The sequence below is a fragment of the Oceanobacter sp. 4_MG-2023 genome, assembly GCF_030689165.1.
GTDB lineage: Bacteria > Pseudomonadota > Gammaproteobacteria > Pseudomonadales > Oceanobacteraceae > Oceanobacter.
This window is the reverse complement of the sequence record NZ_JAUYVV010000002.1, coordinates 25,131-45,820: the sequence shown is the minus strand read 5'-3', so window position 1 is coordinate 45,820 and position 20,690 is coordinate 25,131. Positions and strand designations below refer to the sequence as shown.

The window sequence follows — 20,690 nt, the reverse complement described above, 5'->3', positions numbered from 1 at the left end:
TGACCGCGCAGGGTTAATCAATATCCCGCACCGCACGAGCGACCGCGGTGTAGTCATACTCCCCTTTCGATACCGCTTCTTCACCGCCACTCTGGAAGTCAACCACCCGGGCCGTATCCGGTGATGAGACATAGGTGGTCGATGACCAGTACTTCACCACATAATTGTCCGTATCGATCCAGATAACCGCATCATTGATTGCAAAGCTCGAACAGTTACGCTCCACCAGCGTTCTGAGTTCATTGATGTTAGGCAAACGCCAGTCGCTATAATCCCCCAGAACCAGCTCGGAGGCGTAATTCAACGCCAATGACCAGCTGAGGTAACCCTGTTCGTCTTCATCCTCACCAACACAATCGCCGTCCGTCCAGGTCATGTTCAAAGGACACATGGACCACATCAACCCGGCGTCGGCGTCGGTCACTGTGCCATCATCGTTATCCGTCAAATCTCCCAAAGACAGACACTCATTATCAGAATCAGCCACTGCCACTGAAGACAACAGCGCAGCCATAGCAAGACACCCTATATTTAATCGCACAAGCTATTCCTCTCCAACGACCAGACGAATCGATCGATAAATTCCGACCGAGGAACTTTCCATCGACGTCAATGTGACATCACCATCCGAGAAATCAACCACCCAGGCCTTGACGCCGTCATAGTTGATATCCGACGTCCAGTAGCCTTGTTTTGATACATAACGGGTATTAGGGAACAGGTCAGTATCAATCGTTGGCGAGGTTTCACCATGATGAACAATAGTCACCAGCTCATCCACCGTTGGCAAACGCCAATTGGAATAGCCACACAATTCCAGATCGTTTATATAGGCAATATAGTTCTGGGTATTACAATTCATGTCGATATAACACGCACTGGTATCTCCTTCCTCGCCCAAAGTGCCACTCACCAGGCTGTTATCCGTACTGTACCAGGTGAAGCGCTCATCAACACTTTGCGCAACATATTCGTCTTCCAGCTTGGATTCCCACAACAATCCGGTATTGACATCAAAAACACAGCGCCAGTCCTCGACACTTTCTCCAACAGCGTTGCCTTCACTGTCGATTTTCAGAAAATCAAAGCCCGCATCGCCATATCCGGTTTTGACCAGGTCATCATCCGCATCCCGGCCTTCGTCGCCATCCTGCTGAGGGAAATCATCAATCGGGCAAGAAGTACCGGCTTCAGATTCTTCATAGCAGGTCGTCAGACCAGTATCATTACGGTTTCCGGTTGCCCCCACCGTCACCGCGATCGTGGTGGATGCAATGACCTCGTCACTGGCACTGCTTTCATAATCATCCCGGGCGGCGGTGACCCGAAAATAATAGGTCAATAAATCATTGTCCGACTCCAGCAAAAAGCTGGTGGTCGTAATATCCATCTCCAGCGTACCACCCAGATAACTGCTGTAATTGGCGATATCATCCGACGGAATAGTCTCCCGGGCATAATAAACATTATAGGACTCCGCCGAATCCACCTCATCCCAGGTCAGGGTAATGCCGTCTTCATCCGACTCAGCCACCAGATTATCCGGCGCAGCCAGATCCGGAAATATGGTAATCAGTACCTCGTCGGAAGACACCGCCCCCTGCTCATCGGTGACTTTCAATACCAGAGTCACAATACTGTCTTCGGTGACATCAGGGGCCACAAAAGTGGCCTCCGGATCTGTTTCATCGGATAGCGTAATATCGGTTCCGGTCGACTGAATCCACTCATAAGAGACAATATTACCGTCCTGGTCAGACGCCTCCCCTTCCAGATAAACGGTTTCTCCAACATTGACCTCCTGGTCCTTGCCAGCGTCTACCGTTGGTTCCAGGTTGCCCGTTTCATCATATTCAACCGCGACACTCAGGGTCATGGTATCGGTATCACTGGCACCGTCATCATCCGTCACCGTCAGACTGAAAATCATGTCTTCGGCCACCGTCAAATCCGGCAGCACCACTGACGTATTCGCTGAATTCGGGTTCACTATCTCGGCATCAGTACCACTGAGTTGAGCCCATTCATACAAGACCACAGTGCCGTCTTCATCGATACCCGAGCCAGGCAAGGAAACCGTAGCCCCCTCATAACTGGACTGGTCGCTGCCAGCATTGGCAACAGGCGCAATATTATCGCTGTCACTGTCCTCATCATCAGTGTCATCGTCGTCATCAGTGTCAGTATCGGTTTCCGAACTGTCATCACTATCACTGGTCGATTCCGGGCCGCTCTGTGAACCACAGCCGGCCATAACCCCCACCAGCATCAAGATCAGGATATATTTCACCATGCCGACTCCGGTACTAGCATTCATCATTTCAGCCGCCTGTCTGTCAGAAGGGTCTTCTTGGGTATCACATATAGATTAGAGGCCATCACATATCCCTCACCAGAATCAGGTAGCCATTAAGATACAAGGTATCCCGTACACGACCATTATAAAAATCCACCATCAAGGTTGTTGGCTGGTCACTGCTGTTGTTTCTGGCCGAAGCACTCCAGAAATAGCCACTGGTGATTTCCGGGAAATAATCGGTATCGATCGCCGGACTGACACACTGCCACTCCACCAGACTTTGCAACTCATTGATATTGGGGAGCCGCCAACTGTCATAACCCGCCAGAACCGCCTCATCGGCATAAAGGTAAGCTTCCGTCAGTGTCAAACCGGTGGCTGTACCGGAGCACTCGCCGTCATCCCAGGTCTGGCCATAAAGACAGCTAAACCACAACAAACCGTAAGTAGCGTCGTAAACCGAGCCATCCTGCTGTATTTCAAAACGATCGTCACTGATGCTAGCCGCTACGGTATCAAGACATTGTTGTTCAGCAGTCACCAGAGCGCTGAACAGGGTTCCCGAGCCAAGGCACAACGACAGCGACAACCGCTTCAGCCAATATTTATTCATCTGAAGTACCATCACTCACCATAATCACACGGGCACTGGCCTGCTTGTCGTAAGAGGTGTCAGCCTTACCGTACAAATTGACCATCCAGGCCTGATCCGGGGAATCAGCGCGTGTGGTGGCAGTCCAATAGTAATAATCCAGAGCCAGCTTGCAGCCGCCACCATCATCCAGGCAAGCACCGGCAATATCGGCAACCGAGCGTAATTCTGCGACCACCGGCAAACGCCAGTCACTTGCACCACAGAGAGTCTGAAGATTCAGAGCAGCCGCATAAGCACTGGTATTGCACACACCGGAAACACATTCAGGGCCGTCTTCCAGCCCGGCATAACCGCCATTCAGTGTGTCATCGTCCTGATACCAGCTGAACTGATGGACTGGATCACGCAAATTCGTGGTCGAACTTTTCAGCTCTATGGTCATGCCAGTGACATTGTCACGAATACATTCCGCCAGCTCACTGCCCGGAGACAGCTCACTGCCATCCTCATCCAGCAAAGTCCAGTCAAACCCTCCCAGACCAGTACCGGTTTTGGTCAGGCTACCGGCTTCTTCCTCTGCAGTGCGGCCATATTCGGCATCCTGCCCTGGCCGGTCATCAACCGGACAGCTGGCCCACTCCCCTTCGGTGTCCACACATTCAGTGACACTGGTATCATTCAATTCATCCGTGGCCGAAAAATCCTTGCCAATAACTCGCGCCACCTCCGCCGTGGGCTGGCTTTCTACTGCCAGCGTGTCACTGACATAGGAAGCCGTTAGCAAAAAATAGTATTGCTCACCGTTCGAGAGGTCCATCTGATAGCTGGTATCCGTGATATCCGTCTCGACCCCGGCACCGTCCAGCTCATCATAGTCATCCAGATCACTGAGATTCTGAAAAGTCTCCTGAGCGTAATACAGGGAGTAGCTTATCTCGCCATCGGCATCATCCGACAAACTGATGGCATCCCAGCCAAACACAACGCCAGCAGAGTCCACGGGAGAACGCACCAGAAAATTATCGGGGGACTCAATCCCCTCAGCCACGGTCACGGTTACGGTTACACTGGAGCTGCCTCCTTCGTTGTCCGTTACCGTGATGCGGAACTCCAGCTCATAACCGCTCAGCCCTGCAGGGGCATCAAATTCAAGCGTATCGGTGGTTTCTCCTTCCAGCTCGACATCGTCACCCGAGACTTGCTCCCAGAGATAGGACTCAATAGTGCCATCGGAGTCACTGGCCACCACAGTCAGGGTTACACTTTCGCCACCCGCTACCGAGAGCTCAGACGTTACCGTAACAGAAGGGGCAATATTTGTGTCGTCACTGGAAGAAGCGCAACCGGAAAGAATATATAAGCAGCCAGACAGGCAAAGGGCACGCAATAACAAAGTTCACACCTGAAGTGTCGATGAATAATCAAATTATAGCGACAATAAAGCAGAATTCGACCAGACAAGCGATAGCCGACATAAATATACTGCCAGCCATCACCAGCCGATACGTCGTCGTGTCAGCATGACATACAAAAACGGGAGCCTGCATTCACAAGCAGGCTCCCGTTCTTCATCACAAAGCAGCAATCACAAACGCAGCAACCAGGCTGGCTTATTCCGCCGCAGGCTCTGCCTTGGGCTTGTCACGCAGGCGGATGTGCAAATCGCGCAGCTGAGTATTACTCACTTCACCCGGTGCCTTGGTCATCACACAGGCCGCTGACTGGGTTTTCGGAAAGGCAATGACTTCACGAATCGAGCTGGCACCGGTCATCAGCATGATCAAACGATCCAGACCAAAGGCCAAACCACCGTGCGGCGGGCAACCAAATTTCAGTGCATCCAACAGGAAGCCAAATTTTTCCTGCTGCTCTTCTTCGCTGATTCCCAAGGCACGGAACACCGCTTCCTGCATGGCTTGATCATGGATACGAATCGACCCACCACCCAGCTCACAGCCGTTCAGAACCATATCGTAGGCACGGGACAGAGCTTCCAGAGGCTTGGCTTCCAGTTCTTCAGCAGAACAGCTTGGGGCGGTAAACGGGTGGTGCAGAGCTGAAATCGAACCGTCGTCATTAGCTTCAAACATCGGGAAATCGACCACCCACAATGCCGCCCACTCGCTGGTGTACATGTTCAGGTCTTCACCCAATTTGCAGCGCAGCGCACCCAGTGCTTCGTTAACCACCTTGGTTTTATCGGCACCGAAGAAAACGATATCGCCATTTTGCGCTTCGATTTTCTCCATGATTTTCATCGTATTATCATTACCGATAAACTTGATGATCGGAGACTGCAGGCCTTCAACGCCTTTCTCGATATCGTTGACCTTGATCCACGCCAGACCCTTGGCACCGTAGATGCTGACAAACTTGGTGTATTCGTCAATCTGCTTACGGCTCAGCTCGGCACCACCAGTAACTTTTAACGCGGCAACACGGCCATGTGGATCTTTCGCCGGAGCGGCAAAGACCTTGAATTCGATGTCTTGCAGGAATTCTGCAACATCGACAATCTCCATCGGAATACGCATATCCGGCTTGTCGGAACCGTACTTGTTCATTGCTTCAGCGTACGGCATGCGAGGGAAATCACCCAGGTCAACGCCCAGCTCCTGCTGGAAGATGCCTTTGATCATGTCCTGGGTCAGATCCATGATGGTGTCTTCGTTGATAAACGAGGCTTCGATATCAATCTGGGTAAATTCAGGCTGACGGTCAGCGCGCAAGTCTTCATCACGGAAACACTTGGCGATCTGATAATAACGGTCGAAGCCAGATACCATCAGCAGCTGCTTGAACAGCTGTGGCGACTGCGGCAAGGCAAAGAAAGAGCCTTCATGAGTCCGGCTCGGCACCAGGTAATCACGAGCGCCTTCAGGAGTGGCGCGAGTCAGAATCGGGGTTTCGATATCCAGGAAGCCGGTATCATCGAGGTAACGGCGCACTGCCGATGTCACCTTGGAACGGAAACGCAGCTTGTCTTGCATCTCCGGGCGGCGCATATCCATATAACGGTATTTCAGGCGGATATCTTCGCCCACATCGGTGTAACCATCCAGAGGAAATGGCGGCGTCAGGGCCTTGTTCAGTACCACAACCTCTTTACCCAGTACCTCAATCATGCCCGTTTTCATATTGGCATTGGTGGTACCTTCCGGACGACCACGAACGCGACCGGTGATTTGCAAAACATATTCAGAACGCACGCTATCAGCGGTATTAAAAGCGTCAACGGTATCCGGGTCAAAAACCACCTGAACCAGACCTTCACGGTCGCGAACATCCAGGAAGATAACGCCACCATGGTCACGGCGACGGTGAACCCAGCCACAGAAAGTAACGGTTTGATCGATCAAGGTTTCGTTGATATCACCACAATAGTGAGTGCGCATCGTATGGTCCTGCTAACGTGTGAGTGTCACGGCGCTGACATATCGAATCAACGACGTACAAATTTTAAAAGGCAGGCATTATAACGGAATTCAGCCCTATCGACACTCCTACCCGAGTACCCGGTGCAAAATACTCCGGCTCCGGGGCAGACAACTTCAAGCAGGAATCTTGCGGAGAAATTGATATGACAACCCACAGCAACACGCAGACACCGACATCGCCAGCGCGACAGAATCCACAGGAACGTATGAGTACCGACCAGACATTAACCCCGGAACCATCAGCCCCACTGTTAGTACAGAGACTGCCGGACTTGCTGCAGCAAGTCCGGCAATGCCAGCTCTGTGCCGCACATCTGCCCTGCCCACCACGACCGATAATTCAAATCAGCGCCAGCGCCCGCCTGCTGATCATCGGCCAGGCACCGGGCAGCAAGGTGCAAGTCAGCGGCATTCCCTGGGATGATGCCAGCGGCAAACGCTTACGTGAATGGTTACAGCTGACGCCGGAGCAATTTTATAACGAGGAGAAGATTGCCATCGTGCCGGTGGGCTTGTGCTACCCCGGCAAAGGCAAAAGTGGTGACTTACCGCCCAGAGCGGAGTGCGCACCCCGCTGGCATGCAGATCTGCTGGCACGCATGCCCGAACTGCAACTGATATTATTGATTGGCCAATACGCCCAGAACTACTACTTGCCGAAAGCTTTTCTGCGCCAATACAAAACCCTGACAGAGCGAGTCAAGCATTGTCAGGATGTGCCCGAGCCATTTTTTGTGCTGCCCCACCCATCACCCAGAAACCGACACTGGCTCAGCAAGAACCCCTGGTTCGAAGCCCAGACGATCCCGACATTAAGGCGGCAGCTGGACACCTTACTTTTCTGACAGAATCCACCTCGGCTGTGCCCAATCACTCTGCTGTCTGCACACTCATTCCACACTGGAAATACTTGACACCACAACACGGCAGCACTACATTACACTTTGGTTATATATAGATATACTCATACCCATATCAAAACCAGTAACCCATCGTAGCCATAGCCATCAGCCATCCAGCAAAATCTGGACAACACACAACCAGAACAGGCTTCCAAAAGTGTTACACAATGTCTCTCAGCGCTCAGCAAAAAACATGCATACACATTGGAAAACCCTGATCTTTTCAACCAGAGATACGGTGGCAATCAATGTTGGGTTACCCGTTACACTAAATCAGTGTAACGCCTACCATCACAGGGCTAGCGAACCTGCTGATAATACTGACAGCCGCTCACCAGCCATCCCGGCGGAGAGAATGCCAAGTGTAAAAGACCTCACGCGCTGCTGCTCATCACTGATAAGTAAAGGGCGAAGCATATAAACATGGAACTCCCCATAGCCGACTGAGCGGTAAACACCTGTCAACCTCACTTTGTCAGCTCTTTATTCCCTTTATTTTTCAATACCGTCAAAATCCCGGATTAATCACCTATAGAGAAATCTTCACGCCCTATGGTCAAGTGAGGATTGTAGTATCTATCAAAGTACCCGTCTGTTTCCCAGGTTGTTCTCATATAATCAATTTCTTTTCTAAAACGTTCAAGTTTTTCTGGATTATCTTCTTCACCACGGCTAATAGACTCGTAGTGATACAACTCAGCATACGGTGTCCAAAGGTTTCGGTAACCGGCTTTGTTCACTTTCAAACAAAAGTCCACATCATTAAAAGCAACGGTCAGATCTTTTTCATTGAGACCATTCACTTCATCAAACACACTCTTGCGAATAAGCAAACAGGCAGCAGTAACCGCAGTCAAATTTTGCACTGATTGCAAACGGCGGAAATAACCTGCGTGATTTCTAGGGAAGTGTTTATGGGAGTGCCCTGCTACCCCTCCCAAGCCTATAATGACACCGGCATGCTGAATCGTGTCATTATGATAATACAACATGGCACCCACACAACCGATGTCTTCCCGTTGGGCATGAGAAACCATTTCCGTTAACCAATCTGGCGTAATAACCTCTACGTCATTGTTAATAAGCCCTATGATGCTGCCTTTTGCTTTTTTGGCTGCAAAGTTATTGATCGCCGAGTAGTTAAAAGGATAAGGGTATTTCAGCAGAGTCACTTTTGGATGCTGACCAACTTCATCAAAATAAGCCAAAGCCTCTGGATCGTTTGAGTTATTGTCTACCAATAAAATTTCGAAGTTTTGATAAGTACTTTTTTCCAGAATGGAATCAATGGCTTGCTGAGTAATATCTCGACCATTGTGGGTCGGTATAATCAATGAGACCAAAGGTTCCTTGCCATTTTCATCTACTGACGGCCAGCTTATCTTATAAAGGTTGGCATACTTACCTTTTTCAACCTTCACATTTTTACCCAATGCGGCAAAGTGATCCTCCAGTGCTTTTATTCCTGCATCGGTAGTGTAGGGCTTTTCATCAGAGCCCATAGCCGTAGAGCCTTCCAGTATACGCCAGTGATAAAGGACTCGTGGAATATGTACAATATTCTTTTGGTCAATCTCTCGAGAATACCGCAATAACAAATCGTAATCCTGGCTACCTTCATAGCCAACTCGAAAACCACCAATCCGCTTAATTATATCCGTTTGATATACACCCAGGTGGGACACGTAGTTTTGACCATAGAGTAAATCCGGATTCCAATCGGATTTAAAATGAGGGTCAATACGATTACCAGCTTCATCAACCTTGTCTTCATCACTGTAGACAAAAGATACATTCTCATTATCATTCAAAGCTTTTACGACATAAAATAACGCATGCTGTTGTAGTAAATCATCGTGATCCAAAAGAGCTGTCCATTCGCCAGTTGCTACTTCAAGAGCACTATTACTGGCTGCAGATATATGACCATTTTTTTCGCGAAATACTACCTTGATACGAGAATCTATTGTTTGATAGCTTTCCAGTACTTCTCGTACATGTGGCTTGGTAGATTGATCATCTGCCAAACACAGCTCCCAGTTCTCATAAGACTGAGCCATAACAGACTCAATACAGGCCGCCAAAAACTCTCTATCCGGATTATATACAGGCACTACAATTGAAATGAGCGGCTGGATAGCAAAAGATCGCTGTTCTTTAACAATATATTGAAAAGGCTCTGACTCATGTTTGTTTATCCATTCATCATATGGACTTGCGGCCTTTTTAGAAACACTGACAGAGTCTGAGTAGAATCGTCCTTCCTTACGCCCGTAAAGATGATAATGGAGCAGCAGTGTTTGACCAAAACTTTCCAAATCCGGATTCAATCTAAGGTAAGCACTAGGGGAAAAAAAGGCATTGGGCGCCCTTCCTTCTTTTTCTCCATAACATATATAGTGATACAAAGGGTTAACACCACTATTTTTAACATCAGCATTACTAGCTAAATAATATGTTGTTGAAAAGTATTGGGATGGATTATAGTATTTACTTGCCCCTTCCATCAGGTAATGAAGAACAGCATCTTCATAAGGGGCGCAATCACCATAAGCTGAAATATAATAATCTTCCTCAAGCAAACCCGATTCTTTTATAACATTATAATAAGCAGTTATTTCATTAGGCAACGTGGATATCCTTATAACATCACTTGATTCGACAACTTTTTCCTGGTCTGGCACTTCTGCAGCACCACCAGATTCGACAACTTTTTCCTGATCTGGCACTTCTGCAGCACTACTGGATTCGACAACTTTTTCCTGATCTGGCACTTCTTCAGCACTACTGTATTCGACAACTTTTTCCTGATCTGGCACTTCTTCAGCACTACTGGATTCGACAACTTTTTCCTGATCTGGCACTTCTTCAGCACCACCAGATTCGACAACTTTTGCCTGATCTGGCACTTCTACATCGCCACCAGATTCAACTACTTTTTCCTGACCAGGCACTTCTGCAGCATCACTGCATTCGACTACTTTTTTTTGGCTAATATTAGATTCCATTCCTAATATTCTTTTAAGCGTGACTCTTATACCCAATCCCATTGAAATTTCTCTTTTTGAGGGTCCAAAATTTTGCAATCAATTGTAATGTTTTGTTTATACTTCAGTCAACTATCCGATCTGTAGCAGTCAAATAATGGTTCAAATAATGACACTTACAATGAAAGGACACTTACAATGAAAGTTGAGTAATAGACTGTCAGCGCTCAGATACTTACCTAGATCGTAAAAACCGTCCCGACACTAGTTTGGTATACCTAACACATATCTTCCCTGTTAAACACCCAGAAAAAATAAATAACTGACTAGTCACCACGCATCCCTGAGAGCACGCAAAGCGCGGAAAACATCCCGGTCCGCCGCGGCGACCTCCATCTCAGGAAACTGCACCTGTAATTGCGCCCGGATTTGCGGCTGATGCAAACGCAAAAACGGGTTATAAGTACGCTCCTGCCCCAGTGTCATCACCGGCATCTCTTCGGCGGAAAATGCAGCCACCTGATCCAGCCAGTACTGGGCCATGTCATTATCCGGCTCACGACTCAACGCAAAACCGAGGTTGTTTTTCATGTAGTCATGACCCGGATACATCAGGGTGTCATCCGGCAACGGCTGGAATTGCGACACAAAAGTATCGTACATGGTGTCCACATCCCCACCCCGGCTGCAGTTGCCAGCACAGGCATTAAACAGGGTGTCACCAGAAAACAGTAGAGGCTGGCCATCCGGCCCACCATCGTCACTCAGCAAACACAAATGCGCCATGGTGTGACCCGGAGTAAACAACACCCGCAAACGAATTGTGCCCAACTCAACCACATCACCGGCCACCAGCCAACGAGCTACATTCGGGATACGATCCGCCGCGTTCTTATGCGCCCAGATAGCCGCCCCTGTGACTTGCTGAACCCGCGGGTTGCCGTCGATATGATCGTGATGCTCATGGGTATTAAGAATCAGCTTGATCTTATACCCTTGCGCCTCTGCCAGTGCCAGCATCTCATCGGCACCCAGCGGATCCACGGCAATCGCCTGACGCGTCTCTTCGCACCCGATCAGGTAGTTGTAATTACGCAGATTGTTATTCATATAACGTCGTAACACGATCATAACAGCCTCTCCCTTATCCGTTACCAGTAGATGTTATTTTCAATATCATCTTCGCCCGTCATATCTTCAATAAAATGACTGGATAACAAGTCTTTCAATTCATGCACCCGTTGCTCCAGCGCATCCACACCATAAGGGACAGCGGGGCTGTGACCCCATACCGGGCCGGGCCAGGCAGGATCGTTTTCATTACGCACCACATGGTGTACGTGTAACTGTGGCACCACATTACCCAGCTCCGCAACGTTCATGGATTTGGCCCCATAATGATCGGCCATTTTTTCGGCCACCCAGGCAGACTCCAGCATCATCTGGGTCTGATCGGCAACCGACAAATGGAAATACTCTCTGGCATCTTTGCGCAAAGGCACCAGAATCACCCAGGGGTAACGACTGTCGTTCATCAGCAACACCTGACACAATGGCAGGCGTCCAACAAATACGGTATCAGCCTGAAGGCGGCTATCGAGGGAAAACATAGTACTTTCTCCTTGTTCTTGACGTTCGGTCAGCAGCGTTTCCAAACCATCAGCAAACCGATCAGTCTGAAGCGCCCACCGCCCGGGCAAGCATTTATCTTCTTACATTTTATCTTCATAGTAGGCAATCTCCACACTCAGGTCACTGATTCATGGCGACATTTCAAGTTATATCGCAGATAGCCGACATCCCGGCAAACGACTGGCAAGCCTTGCTGCCAGGGCGCTACCCTTTTTTGCACTACGCTTTTTTGCAAGCACTGGAAGACAGCCGCTGCATGGGTGACGATTCCGGTTGGCAGCCGGAATATTTGCTGCACCAAGACCACAACGGCCAGACAGACTGGATCTTGCCACTGTTCCGCAAGCAACACAGCTATGGCGAATACGTCTTTGACTGGAGCTGGGCCGATGCCTATCAACGCCACGGTTTTCGTTATTACCCCAAGCTGTTATGCGCCGCCCCCTTCACCCCGGCAACCGGCCCACGTCTACTTTATCGTCACCACGACTCAGCCCCTCCCTGGAAATCCGCGATACAGGCACTGCAGCACCATACCCGCGATCAGGAAATGTCCGGTTGGCATCTGAATTTCCCCAATGCCAGCGACCTGGCCGAACTGGCCACTCTCAATGAATCACAGGGGTTGTTAATCCGGCGGGCTTGCCAATTCCATTGGTTTAATCGCCAATACAGCAGCTTCGACCATTTCCTCAGCTTTTTTACCAGTCGCAAACGGAAAAGTGTGCGCAAGGAACGGCAGCGCCTGAGCGATATGAATATCCAGCTTTGTCGCCTGACAGGGGAACAGCTGACACCCGCCGCCATAAAGCGGTTTTATCGGTGTTATCAGCTGACGTACCGGAAACGCGGCCAGCAGGGTTATCTGAACAATGCCTTTTTCTTACAGCTGGCAGCCACCATGAACCAGCAAATGATGCTGGTCGAAGCCAGCCATGATGGACAACACCTGGCCAGCGCCCTGTATTTTTTTGATGACCATACCCTGTACGGTCGTTACTGGGGATGCGTAAAGGAAATAGACGGACTTCACTTCGAAGCCTGCTATTACCAGGGCATCGAGTTTTGCCTCGAACAGGGGTTAGATCATTTTGATCCCGGTACCCAGGGCGAACACAAAATCAGTCGTGGCTTTGAGCCGGTGATTACCTCCAGCCTGCACCAGTTACAGCACCCCGACTTCCAGGCCGCTGTAGCTAATTTTATTGACCAGGAAACGCCCCAGATACTGGCCTATCAGCAGCAAGCCACCACTTTACTGCCATTCCGTGAAAATGCCTTTGACGAGCTGCCAACGACATCGCACACTTCGCCACCCAGCCCCCTGTCTGATAACGAGCAAACGCCACCATGAGCCTGCAAGCCTACAAAGTTGAGCATATTCTGGTTTTTACCAACAAAGGAACCGAAGCCAAATTGCTGGCAGCGCCGCGTTTAAGACCAATGGAAGAATGGCGTGAAGACGTTGCCGGATGGGTCGCCTTGCGGGCAGAGCGCACCTCGGAATTCGACCATCTGGCCGACCCGACAGCCACCGAGCCCTACATTCATCAAGCATAAGGGCCACAGCCAATCAGGATGAAAAGCGCTCAAGACCAAAATAAATCTGGATACCGGCCAACACGGAATTAACCGCAACAGCCGCCAGAATCAACCCCATCACCCGGCTGATCACACTGGCCCCGCCTTCGCCTATGATTTTCAGAATCCGACTGGCAAGCAGCATAAACACCAGGGTAATCATCAGCACCGAAAGAATCACCATACTGGTGCCTATCTGGTGAACGAAGGAAAAGCGATGATTATCCGTTAGCAACACCGCGGCCATCATCGCTCCAGGAGACGCAACCGAAGGAATCGCCAGCGGGAAAACCGCCGTTTGCATTCCCTTGGCGACCATACTGATTTCTTCCTCCGGCTTGCTTTCACCAAAAATCATCGACAAAGCAAACAGAAACAAAACCAGGCCACCGGCCACCTGAAACGCCTCCAGAGGAATGCCCATCGCATCCAGCAGCATTTCGCCCATCATCACAAAAAACAGCATTACCAAGGCCGCAATCGTAATGGCCTTGTACGCGATACGCCGGATCATTACCGGGTTCTTTATTGAGGCTGTTACCGCAATAAATACCGGTATGGTGCCAATCGGATCGATCACCGACCACAACAGCACAAACTGCTTGATCCACTCGTTCATAGATATCCAGAAAACAGAGGAATAAAAATACCGGTGGGCAGTTCCCGACACCACTCAGGATGGCGTCAGGAAACAACACAGGCGTGAGACAGGCGTGGGCAGAATGCCTTAGTGAGCCTTGCGAGTAATCTTGTCGAGCATCCCCATGGCCACCGCCGACGATACAAACGTGAGATGGATCACCACATACCAGAGCAATTTGTCATTATTGATATTCTCGGCATTCATAAACACTTTAAGCAGATGAATCGAGGAAATTGCAACAATGGAAGCAGCCACCTTGTTTTTTAAGGAACCGGTATCCAGCTTGCCCAGCCAATCCAGTTTTTCCGCGCCTTCATCCAGATCCATACGCGAGACAAAATTTTCATAACCGGAAAACATCACCATTACGATCAACCCACCCACCAGGGCCATATCCACCAATGACAGCAACACCAGCACCATATCGGTTTCACTGACTTCAAGAATATGCGGCAGCAAATGCGCCAGCTCAGCAAAAAACTTGATGGCCAGAGCCACCAGCGCCAGACTCAACCCCAAATAAATCGGTGCCTGAATCCAGCGTGATGCATAGATAAGACGTTCAAACATCTGCTCAATCACGGTATTAACTCCTTTGTGTTATGCCAGGCGTCCACAACAGACAGTGCGCTCCAATAGCGATTAGCGATACCTGGCTCGGCTCCCTGCACAGAAACACGGTTGGCAGTGCCTGGAGGAAGGACATTACCACAATCAACTTCTCTGCCAAAACTTCTCGGCAATTTCCAGGCCAATTATTAACAACCAAAAAGCAGTGGTTTACTGGCCAACAACACCTGCCTCACCAGATAGCAGGCCGGGATTCCCCAAGCTGCCATCAAACCGAATCCGGTACGTTCAGCTTTATGCTGTAAAGACCCTTCTGCTACCAGCCATCTTCAGCCTTCTTGCCCTGTCTGGTAGCAGCATAAAAAAAGCCCGGCAGAGCCGGGCAAAAGTCGCTGTTGCAAATCGTAGAGTATCAACAAAAAAGCGTTGCCCGGGAGGATTCACCACCCGGCAACACACCCACTCTCTGGCGTTAGAGACCATCCAGATAGTTAGGTAACCACAAGCTGATTTCCGGTATAAAGGTAATCGCAATCAGGCACACCAGCATCAGCAGCAACCATGGCGCACAGGCCTTGATTGCCCAGCCAATACTCTTGCCGGTAATACCCGCTGTTACAAACAGGTTCAGCCCCACCGGCGGTGTCAGCATCCCCAGCTCCATATTCACCACCATGATGATACCGAGGTGAATCGGGTCAATACCCAGCTGCAAGGCAATTGGCAGCAGAATCGGCGCCATGATCAGCAGAATCGCAGACGGCTCCATAAAGTTACCCGCCATCAGCAACAAGATGTTCATCACAATCAGGAAGCCCCAGGCTGGCAGCCCCCAATCGGTAATTGTTGCCGCCAACTGATGAGGAATCTGCTCAGAAGTCAGAACGTGAGCAAACAACATGGCATTGGCAATAATAAACAGCAGCGTAATGGACACCCGAGCAGCATCACGAACAATCCCACCCACTTCCGGGTGATAAACCGAACGGAAGATACCTACCGGTAACAACACCATATTACGCGCCAGCATCGCCACGGTATTTTCACCGTCCTTATGCCAGGGCTGACCTTTCAGAGGGCCAATATCCCGGTATCCCCAAATAGCCACCAGGAAACCATACACTGCCGCTACAGCCGCCGCTTCGGTTGGTGAAGCCACACCCGCGTAAATGGACCCGAGTACCAGGATAATCAGCATCAGACCGCCGGATGCGCTCCACGCTGCTTTCAGAATGGCGGTAAAACCAACAAAGGGTTCAGCAGGCAAGTTTTTACGCCGGGCAACAATATAAATAGTCACCATCAGAATCAGACCAATCAGAATGCCCGGTACAAAACCCGCCATAAACATACGAGAGGCCGACACTTCTGTCGCCGCAGAGTACACCAGCATCACAATCGATGGCGGAATCAGAATACCCAATGTACCAGCAGTAGAAATCGCACCTGCTGCAAACGACAACGGATAACCTGCACGCACCATACCGACCAAAACAATCGAACCTACCGCGGCTACTGTCGCCGGGGAAGAACCGGATACCGCGGCAAACAGCATACAGGCCAGTACTGACGCCATCGCCAGACCACCACGAACGTGACCAATCGCCGCCGTAGCGAAATCAATCAAACGACGGGCAACCCCACCAGATGACAAAAAAGAAGACGACAGGATAAAGAACGGAATCGCCAGCAAGGTGTAGTGCTCAGAAACTGCTTCAAACAGCTTGAGCGCAATCGACGCCATGGAATCATTGGTAAACAGCAAAATGGCGGTCATGGAAGAGAAGCCCAGCGCCACAGCAATCGGCAAGCCCAGCGCCATACCGACAAACAACAACAAGAACAGGGTTAACGCGACCATTATGCTTTCTCCTCTGCTTCATCACAGCCATCTTCATGCAGCAGTGATTCCCGGTGTTCATGGAAACCATTGGCCTCGCCTTTCCAGACGGCCACGCCCAGCTCAACCAAACGCAGAGCCAGCAGGCTGAACCCGACCAGCAGACCAGACACCACGGTCCACTTGGGAATAGGAATATCTTCCAGCTCGATACCGATCAGATGTAACTTGGAGACATACACCCAGGAACTTTGTAAAAACAAAGCGCAATAAACCAGCGCGACAGCAATGGAGAACAACATTACCCACTTACGGGTATTGGCAGAAAATCGTTCCAGCAGAGCATCAACACAAATATGGGAACGTTCTCGTACTGCCCAGGCAGCCCCCAGCAATACCATCCAGGCCGACATAAACAGCGTCGTTTCCTGAGCCCAATGAATACCGGTACTGAAACCAAAGCGCATAACCACTTCAGCAAACACCAGCAAGGTAATACAGACCAGCAATGAGCCAATCAATATATCTTCCAGACGATTGATAAACTTCACCATCTGTTCTCCTTTTATTGTTTTCGGCCGAGGTGGCCTGCGGGAAAATCGTACGTATTGTTATCTCCACGGCATCAGCAATAGCTATGCCAACAAATAAATCAATAGCGCGATATTGCGATGGTTTTTGCAACAAACGAGAACCAGACCGAACCCAGGACCACAACAACGTGGCTGCATCAAGGATAAACCCTGACTTTTAACGCGGCATTGGCCGCAGGACCGGTTAAATGGCAAAAAAATAGCGAAGAGGAGATTTCTGCCCCGGACACGGGAGTGCCCGGATAAATTCAGCCGAAAAGCCGTCCAGTGTTTTCAGCTGAGAGCCATTTACCTCCAAAAATGGGTGGAAAATCACCCATCCGAAGCGTCATTTGGGTATTAGTCATCCCCTGCCTGCTTGAACATTTCCTTGTCCAAACCAAATTTTTTCATTTTTTCATACAGGGTCTTGCGCCCCAGCCCCATCTCTTCCTGGGCGTCTTTCAGTCGTCCCTGATGGCGTGAGAGGATTTCCCGCAACAGCATTTCTTCGTAACGACTGACTTGCTCCGACAGCGAAATTCTTCCTGCCGTCCCACCAGACTTCAACAAGCTATCGAACGCCCGTTCGCCACCCAGCAGCACAAAACACTCCGCCAGATTACGTAGCTCACGCACGTTACCGGGCCAGTCATGGGCCAGCAGGTTCTGCCGTTGACCCGCCGTCAGGGCATTCACTTCCGAGCCGTAGCGGTTAGCGGCCGCCCAGACAAAATGCTCAAACAACACAGGAACATCTTCACGCCGGTCGCGCAGCGGCGGAATATGCACCTGAACCATATTCAGGCGGTAATACAGATCGAGCCGAAACTCTCCCCGATCACTCATTTCCTTCAGATCAACCTTGGTCGCCGCCACCACACGAACGTCCAGATCAATCTGCTGATTCCCCCCCAGAGGCTCGACCTTGCGTTCTTCCAGCACCCGCAACATCTTGATCTGCAGCACCATCGGCATACTTTCAATTTCGTCCAGAAACAGCGTCCCGCCATTTGCGTACTGGAATTTACCTACGCGCTTTTTCCCGGCTCCGGTAAAGGCTCCGGCCTCATGACCAAACAGCTCGCTTTCAATCAGGCTTTCCGGAATCGCACCGCAGTTAATCGCCACAAAGGCCTTGTCGCTGCGCTTGCTATGGGTATGCAGATAACGCGCAACCAGCTCCTTGCCGCAGCCGGTATCACCATTAATCAGCACGTCCGCCGGTGTATCTTTAATATGATTCAGGGTGTCGCGCAGCTTTTTCATATCGATATGATTACCGATAATGCGAGGCCCCGGCCGCGACTGCACTTCGACTTCTTCACGCAGTTTGCGGTTTTCCAGGGTCAGCAGGCGTTTTTCGTGAGCGCGCTGCACCGTCTCCAGCAGATGGTCGGTTGAAAACGGCTTCTCCAGAAAGTCATACGCCCCCTGACGCATGGCTTCTACCGCAATCGACACATCACCATGGCCAGTTAGCAGGATGACCGGCATATCGGCATCCACCAGACGGATTTCATGCATCAATTCCATGCCATCCATCACTGGCATATTAATGTCTGTGATCACCACGCCCGACCAGTCTCCTGTGACGTGCGCCAACGCTTCTTTGCCGTTGGCGGCGGTGATCACCTCAAACCCTTCGATTTCCAATGTTTGAGCCAGCGCCTTGCGCACGCCTTCTTCATCATCAACGACCAAGACTTCGATCATTCATCCACTCCCTTATGTTTGCGCAGCGTCATCACAAAAACCGTTCCGCCATGGGTATCAGACTCGGCGACCAGACTGCCCGACAGGGTTTCCAGAATCCGCCGTGACAATGCCAAACCGATTCCCAACCCTTTGCTTTTGGTGGTAAAAAAAGGCTGAAATATCTTGCTTTGCAGCTCTTTAGCAATCCCCGGGCCATTGTCGATCACCAGAATACGGATCTGGCCATCACAATCTTCCACCCGTACCAGAACCCTGGCGTCATCGATGCCTTCCATGGCCTCCGACGCATTGGTTAACAAATTGATCAATACCTGCTGGATCTGCACCGGCTCACACAGGATCATTTGCCCATTTGGGGGTAATTCCACCCCAATACCCACACCAGCCTTCCTTAACAGAGGTTTCATGATCATCAGCGCCGCCGAGATGATTTCATTAACATCCACCAGCCGGGGGTCCGGCGGCGAGCGCCGCGCAAACACCTTGAAGCGCGACACAATGGCGTGCATGGAATCGGTAATCTGCAGGATTTCATGTAAGTTATCGGCCACCAGCCCAAAACGCTCCCGGGCCAGCAATTTCTGACTGTTTTCGGCATACGTCTGCAAGGCCAGCAGCGGCTGATTCAGCTCATGATTGATACCGGCCGACAACTCTCCCAATACCGCCAGCTTGGCTGTCTGGATCAGCTGATCCTGGGTCGCTTCCAGTTCACTCTGGGTACGCTGGTAATGCGCCACCAGTTGCTGCAGCTCGGTATTGGACTCGGTCAATTCTGACGTCAGCGACGACACCCGCCGCTCCAGCTCCATATTCATACTGTTGACATGTCGCTGCACCTCGGTGCGCTTGCGCCAATACAACCAGAACAGAACCAGCAAGCCGTACACCAGCGTATAATAAACACAGAACTGCAAGATACGCTGCAGCAACGCCACCCGCGGCATCAGGGCAAATACATGCCAACCGGCTTGCCGCACCAGCGCCCGCCCTACCAGGTAACGCTGCACCACACCCCCGGAAGCCAGCTGAACATAGGTATCGTTAAAGACATCGGGCGTACGGTCAGAATGATTGGCGATGGGAGACAGCGAATAATCACCATACCGGCGCGACTGCCGGATCGCCTCGCGCTGTGCTTCTGGCAAGCGCTGCAGACTGCGCATTTGCCAATCCGGATTCGAAGAAGCAAAAATAATCGAGTCGTAGCCCACCAGCAAAAAGTCATTCTGCCCGGCAGCCAGACGCTCAAACACCGACTCCAGCAGAACATGCACCACCACCACTCCCAGGACCTTACCCTCTCTGCGAATCGGCGCGGCAAAATAATAGCCGCGGCCTTTGGTAATCATACCCACGGCGTAATAACTGACGCTTTCCCCCAGTGCCGCCTGTTGAAAATAAGGCCGAAAGGCAAAGTTATGCCCAACAGAGCTGTTCTCGGTGCCGTAATTGCTCGCGCCAATAACCTCGCCATCCAGACCCAGAACAAACAGGGTATCGCTGCCCAGGCTGCGATTGGTTTGCTGCAGAAACCGGTTCAATTTATCCAGCCCAGCAGGAACCGGCGCACCCAGCACGGTTTTCAGCGTGCGCAAATTCGACACAGCATCAGCGATGCCACTGTATTGCTGCAAGCGCTGACTGATACTGCCTGCCATTACCGTCGCGTCTGCCGCCAGCTCCTCCAGCGCTTCTTCCTCTTGCACCTGCCAGACCGCGGCAATCACCAGCACCACACTGATCACCCAGCCCAATAGCAACGCCGTCAACAAAAAAGTCATGGAACGACGCTCACCTTCATGTACCAGATGTAGCGGCTCATCTTTCGAGTCATGATCAAATGCCGATATCATGGGTGGCATTCCACCCATTTGATATATTCAACGTGCATAAAAACACCCTTAAAAATA

At 50.6% G+C, this 20,690-nt stretch carries 17 protein-coding genes; 3 read left to right on the top strand and 14 right to left on the bottom strand.

The features are described 5' to 3' along the window. Positions 1-13: 13 nt before the first annotated feature. The 5 genes from Q8W24_RS01885 to aspS all read right to left on the bottom strand — a co-directional run bounded on the left by Q8W24_RS01885 (position 14) and on the right by aspS (position 6,289). Complete coding sequence (locus Q8W24_RS01885; RefSeq protein ID WP_303434415.1) at positions 14-514, bottom strand: DUF1566 domain-containing protein; 501 nt, start codon at positions 512-514, stop codon at positions 14-16. A 30-nt stretch (positions 515-544) separates the two neighbouring features. Beyond that, the gene (locus Q8W24_RS01880) at positions 545-2,320 is read right to left on the bottom strand and encodes a DUF1566 domain-containing protein (protein ID WP_305474199.1); all 1,776 of its coding nucleotides are present in this window, start codon (positions 2,318-2,320) and stop codon (positions 545-547) included. Between the two features lie 58 nt (positions 2,321-2,378). Next, complete coding sequence (locus Q8W24_RS01875) at positions 2,379-2,912, bottom strand: DUF1566 domain-containing protein (RefSeq protein ID WP_303434413.1); 534 nt, start codon at positions 2,910-2,912, stop codon at positions 2,379-2,381. After that, positions 2,905-4,287 carry a DUF1566 domain-containing protein gene (locus tag Q8W24_RS01870; protein WP_305474197.1) on the bottom strand — a complete coding sequence of 461 codons (1,383 nt, stop codon included), beginning with the start codon at positions 4,285-4,287 and terminating at the stop codon, positions 2,905-2,907. The genes Q8W24_RS01875 and Q8W24_RS01870 overlap by 8 nt, the downstream gene beginning before the upstream one ends. A 217-nt stretch (positions 4,288-4,504) precedes the next feature. Further along, the gene (aspS, locus tag Q8W24_RS01865) at positions 4,505-6,289 is read right to left on the bottom strand and encodes an aspartate--tRNA ligase (RefSeq protein ID WP_303434411.1); all 1,785 of its coding nucleotides are present in this window, start codon (positions 6,287-6,289) and stop codon (positions 4,505-4,507) included. Between the two features lie 185 nt (positions 6,290-6,474). Here aspS and Q8W24_RS01860 point away from each other — a divergent pair, with 185 nt between their 5' ends. Further along, entirely contained in the window at positions 6,475-7,176 is a 702-nt protein-coding gene (locus tag Q8W24_RS01860) for a uracil-DNA glycosylase family protein (protein WP_305474195.1), read from the top strand. A gap of 578 nt (positions 7,177-7,754) precedes the next feature. Here Q8W24_RS01860 and Q8W24_RS01855 read toward each other — a convergent pair. From Q8W24_RS01855 to Q8W24_RS01845, 3 genes are all read right to left on the bottom strand, one after another. Then, complete coding sequence (locus Q8W24_RS01855; protein WP_305474193.1) at positions 7,755-10,241, bottom strand: glycosyltransferase family 2 protein; 2,487 nt, start codon at positions 10,239-10,241, stop codon at positions 7,755-7,757. A 309-nt stretch (positions 10,242-10,550) separates the two neighbouring features. Continuing rightward, on the bottom strand, positions 10,551-11,351 hold the full coding sequence (locus Q8W24_RS01850) for a hydroxyacylglutathione hydrolase C-terminal domain-containing protein (RefSeq protein ID WP_305474191.1): 801 nt from the start codon (positions 11,349-11,351) through the stop codon (positions 10,551-10,553). 20 nt (positions 11,352-11,371) lie between these two features. Further along, on the bottom strand, positions 11,372-11,830 hold the full coding sequence (locus Q8W24_RS01845) for an HIT domain-containing protein (RefSeq protein ID WP_303434407.1): 459 nt from the start codon (positions 11,828-11,830) through the stop codon (positions 11,372-11,374). A 152-nt stretch (positions 11,831-11,982) separates the two neighbouring features. Between Q8W24_RS01845 and Q8W24_RS01840 the strand changes: the two genes are divergently transcribed. Next, complete coding sequence (locus Q8W24_RS01840) at positions 11,983-13,206, top strand: GNAT family N-acetyltransferase (RefSeq protein WP_305474190.1); 1,224 nt, start codon at positions 11,983-11,985, stop codon at positions 13,204-13,206. After that, positions 13,203-13,412, top strand: a complete 210-nt coding sequence (locus tag Q8W24_RS01835) for a hypothetical protein (protein WP_305474188.1) — start codon at positions 13,203-13,205, stop codon at positions 13,410-13,412. Before Q8W24_RS01840 ends, Q8W24_RS01835 begins: the two co-directional genes overlap by 4 nt. A gap of 13 nt (positions 13,413-13,425) precedes the next feature. Here the strand turns inward: Q8W24_RS01835 and Q8W24_RS01830 are convergent, their stop codons facing one another. The 6 genes from Q8W24_RS01830 to Q8W24_RS01805 all read right to left on the bottom strand — a co-directional run bounded on the left by Q8W24_RS01830 (position 13,426) and on the right by Q8W24_RS01805 (position 20,633). Beyond that, positions 13,426-14,052 (bottom strand): MarC family protein, encoded by a 627-nt coding sequence (locus Q8W24_RS01830; RefSeq protein ID WP_305413145.1) that lies wholly within the window; start codon positions 14,050-14,052, stop codon positions 13,426-13,428. Between the two features lie 108 nt (positions 14,053-14,160). Then, a complete protein-coding gene (locus Q8W24_RS01825; protein WP_305474368.1) occupies positions 14,161-14,655 on the bottom strand; it encodes a TIGR00645 family protein in 495 nt (164 codons plus the stop codon). A gap of 463 nt (positions 14,656-15,118) precedes the next feature. After that, positions 15,119-16,507, bottom strand: coding sequence for a TRAP transporter large permease (locus tag Q8W24_RS01820; RefSeq protein WP_305452878.1), 1,389 nt, complete (start codon positions 16,505-16,507; stop codon positions 15,119-15,121). Then, a complete protein-coding gene (locus Q8W24_RS01815) occupies positions 16,507-17,040 on the bottom strand; it encodes a TRAP transporter small permease (protein WP_303434401.1) in 534 nt (177 codons plus the stop codon). The genes Q8W24_RS01820 and Q8W24_RS01815 overlap by 1 nt, the downstream gene beginning before the upstream one ends. Positions 17,041-17,418: 378 nt before the next feature. After that, entirely contained in the window at positions 17,419-18,774 is a 1,356-nt protein-coding gene (locus tag Q8W24_RS01810; RefSeq protein ID WP_303434400.1) for a sigma-54 dependent transcriptional regulator, read from the bottom strand. Next, positions 18,771-20,633 carry an ATP-binding protein gene (locus Q8W24_RS01805; protein ID WP_305413142.1) on the bottom strand — a complete coding sequence of 621 codons (1,863 nt, stop codon included), beginning with the start codon at positions 20,631-20,633 and terminating at the stop codon, positions 18,771-18,773. Before Q8W24_RS01805 ends, Q8W24_RS01810 begins: the two co-directional genes overlap by 4 nt. Positions 20,634-20,690: the final 57 nt, after the last annotated feature.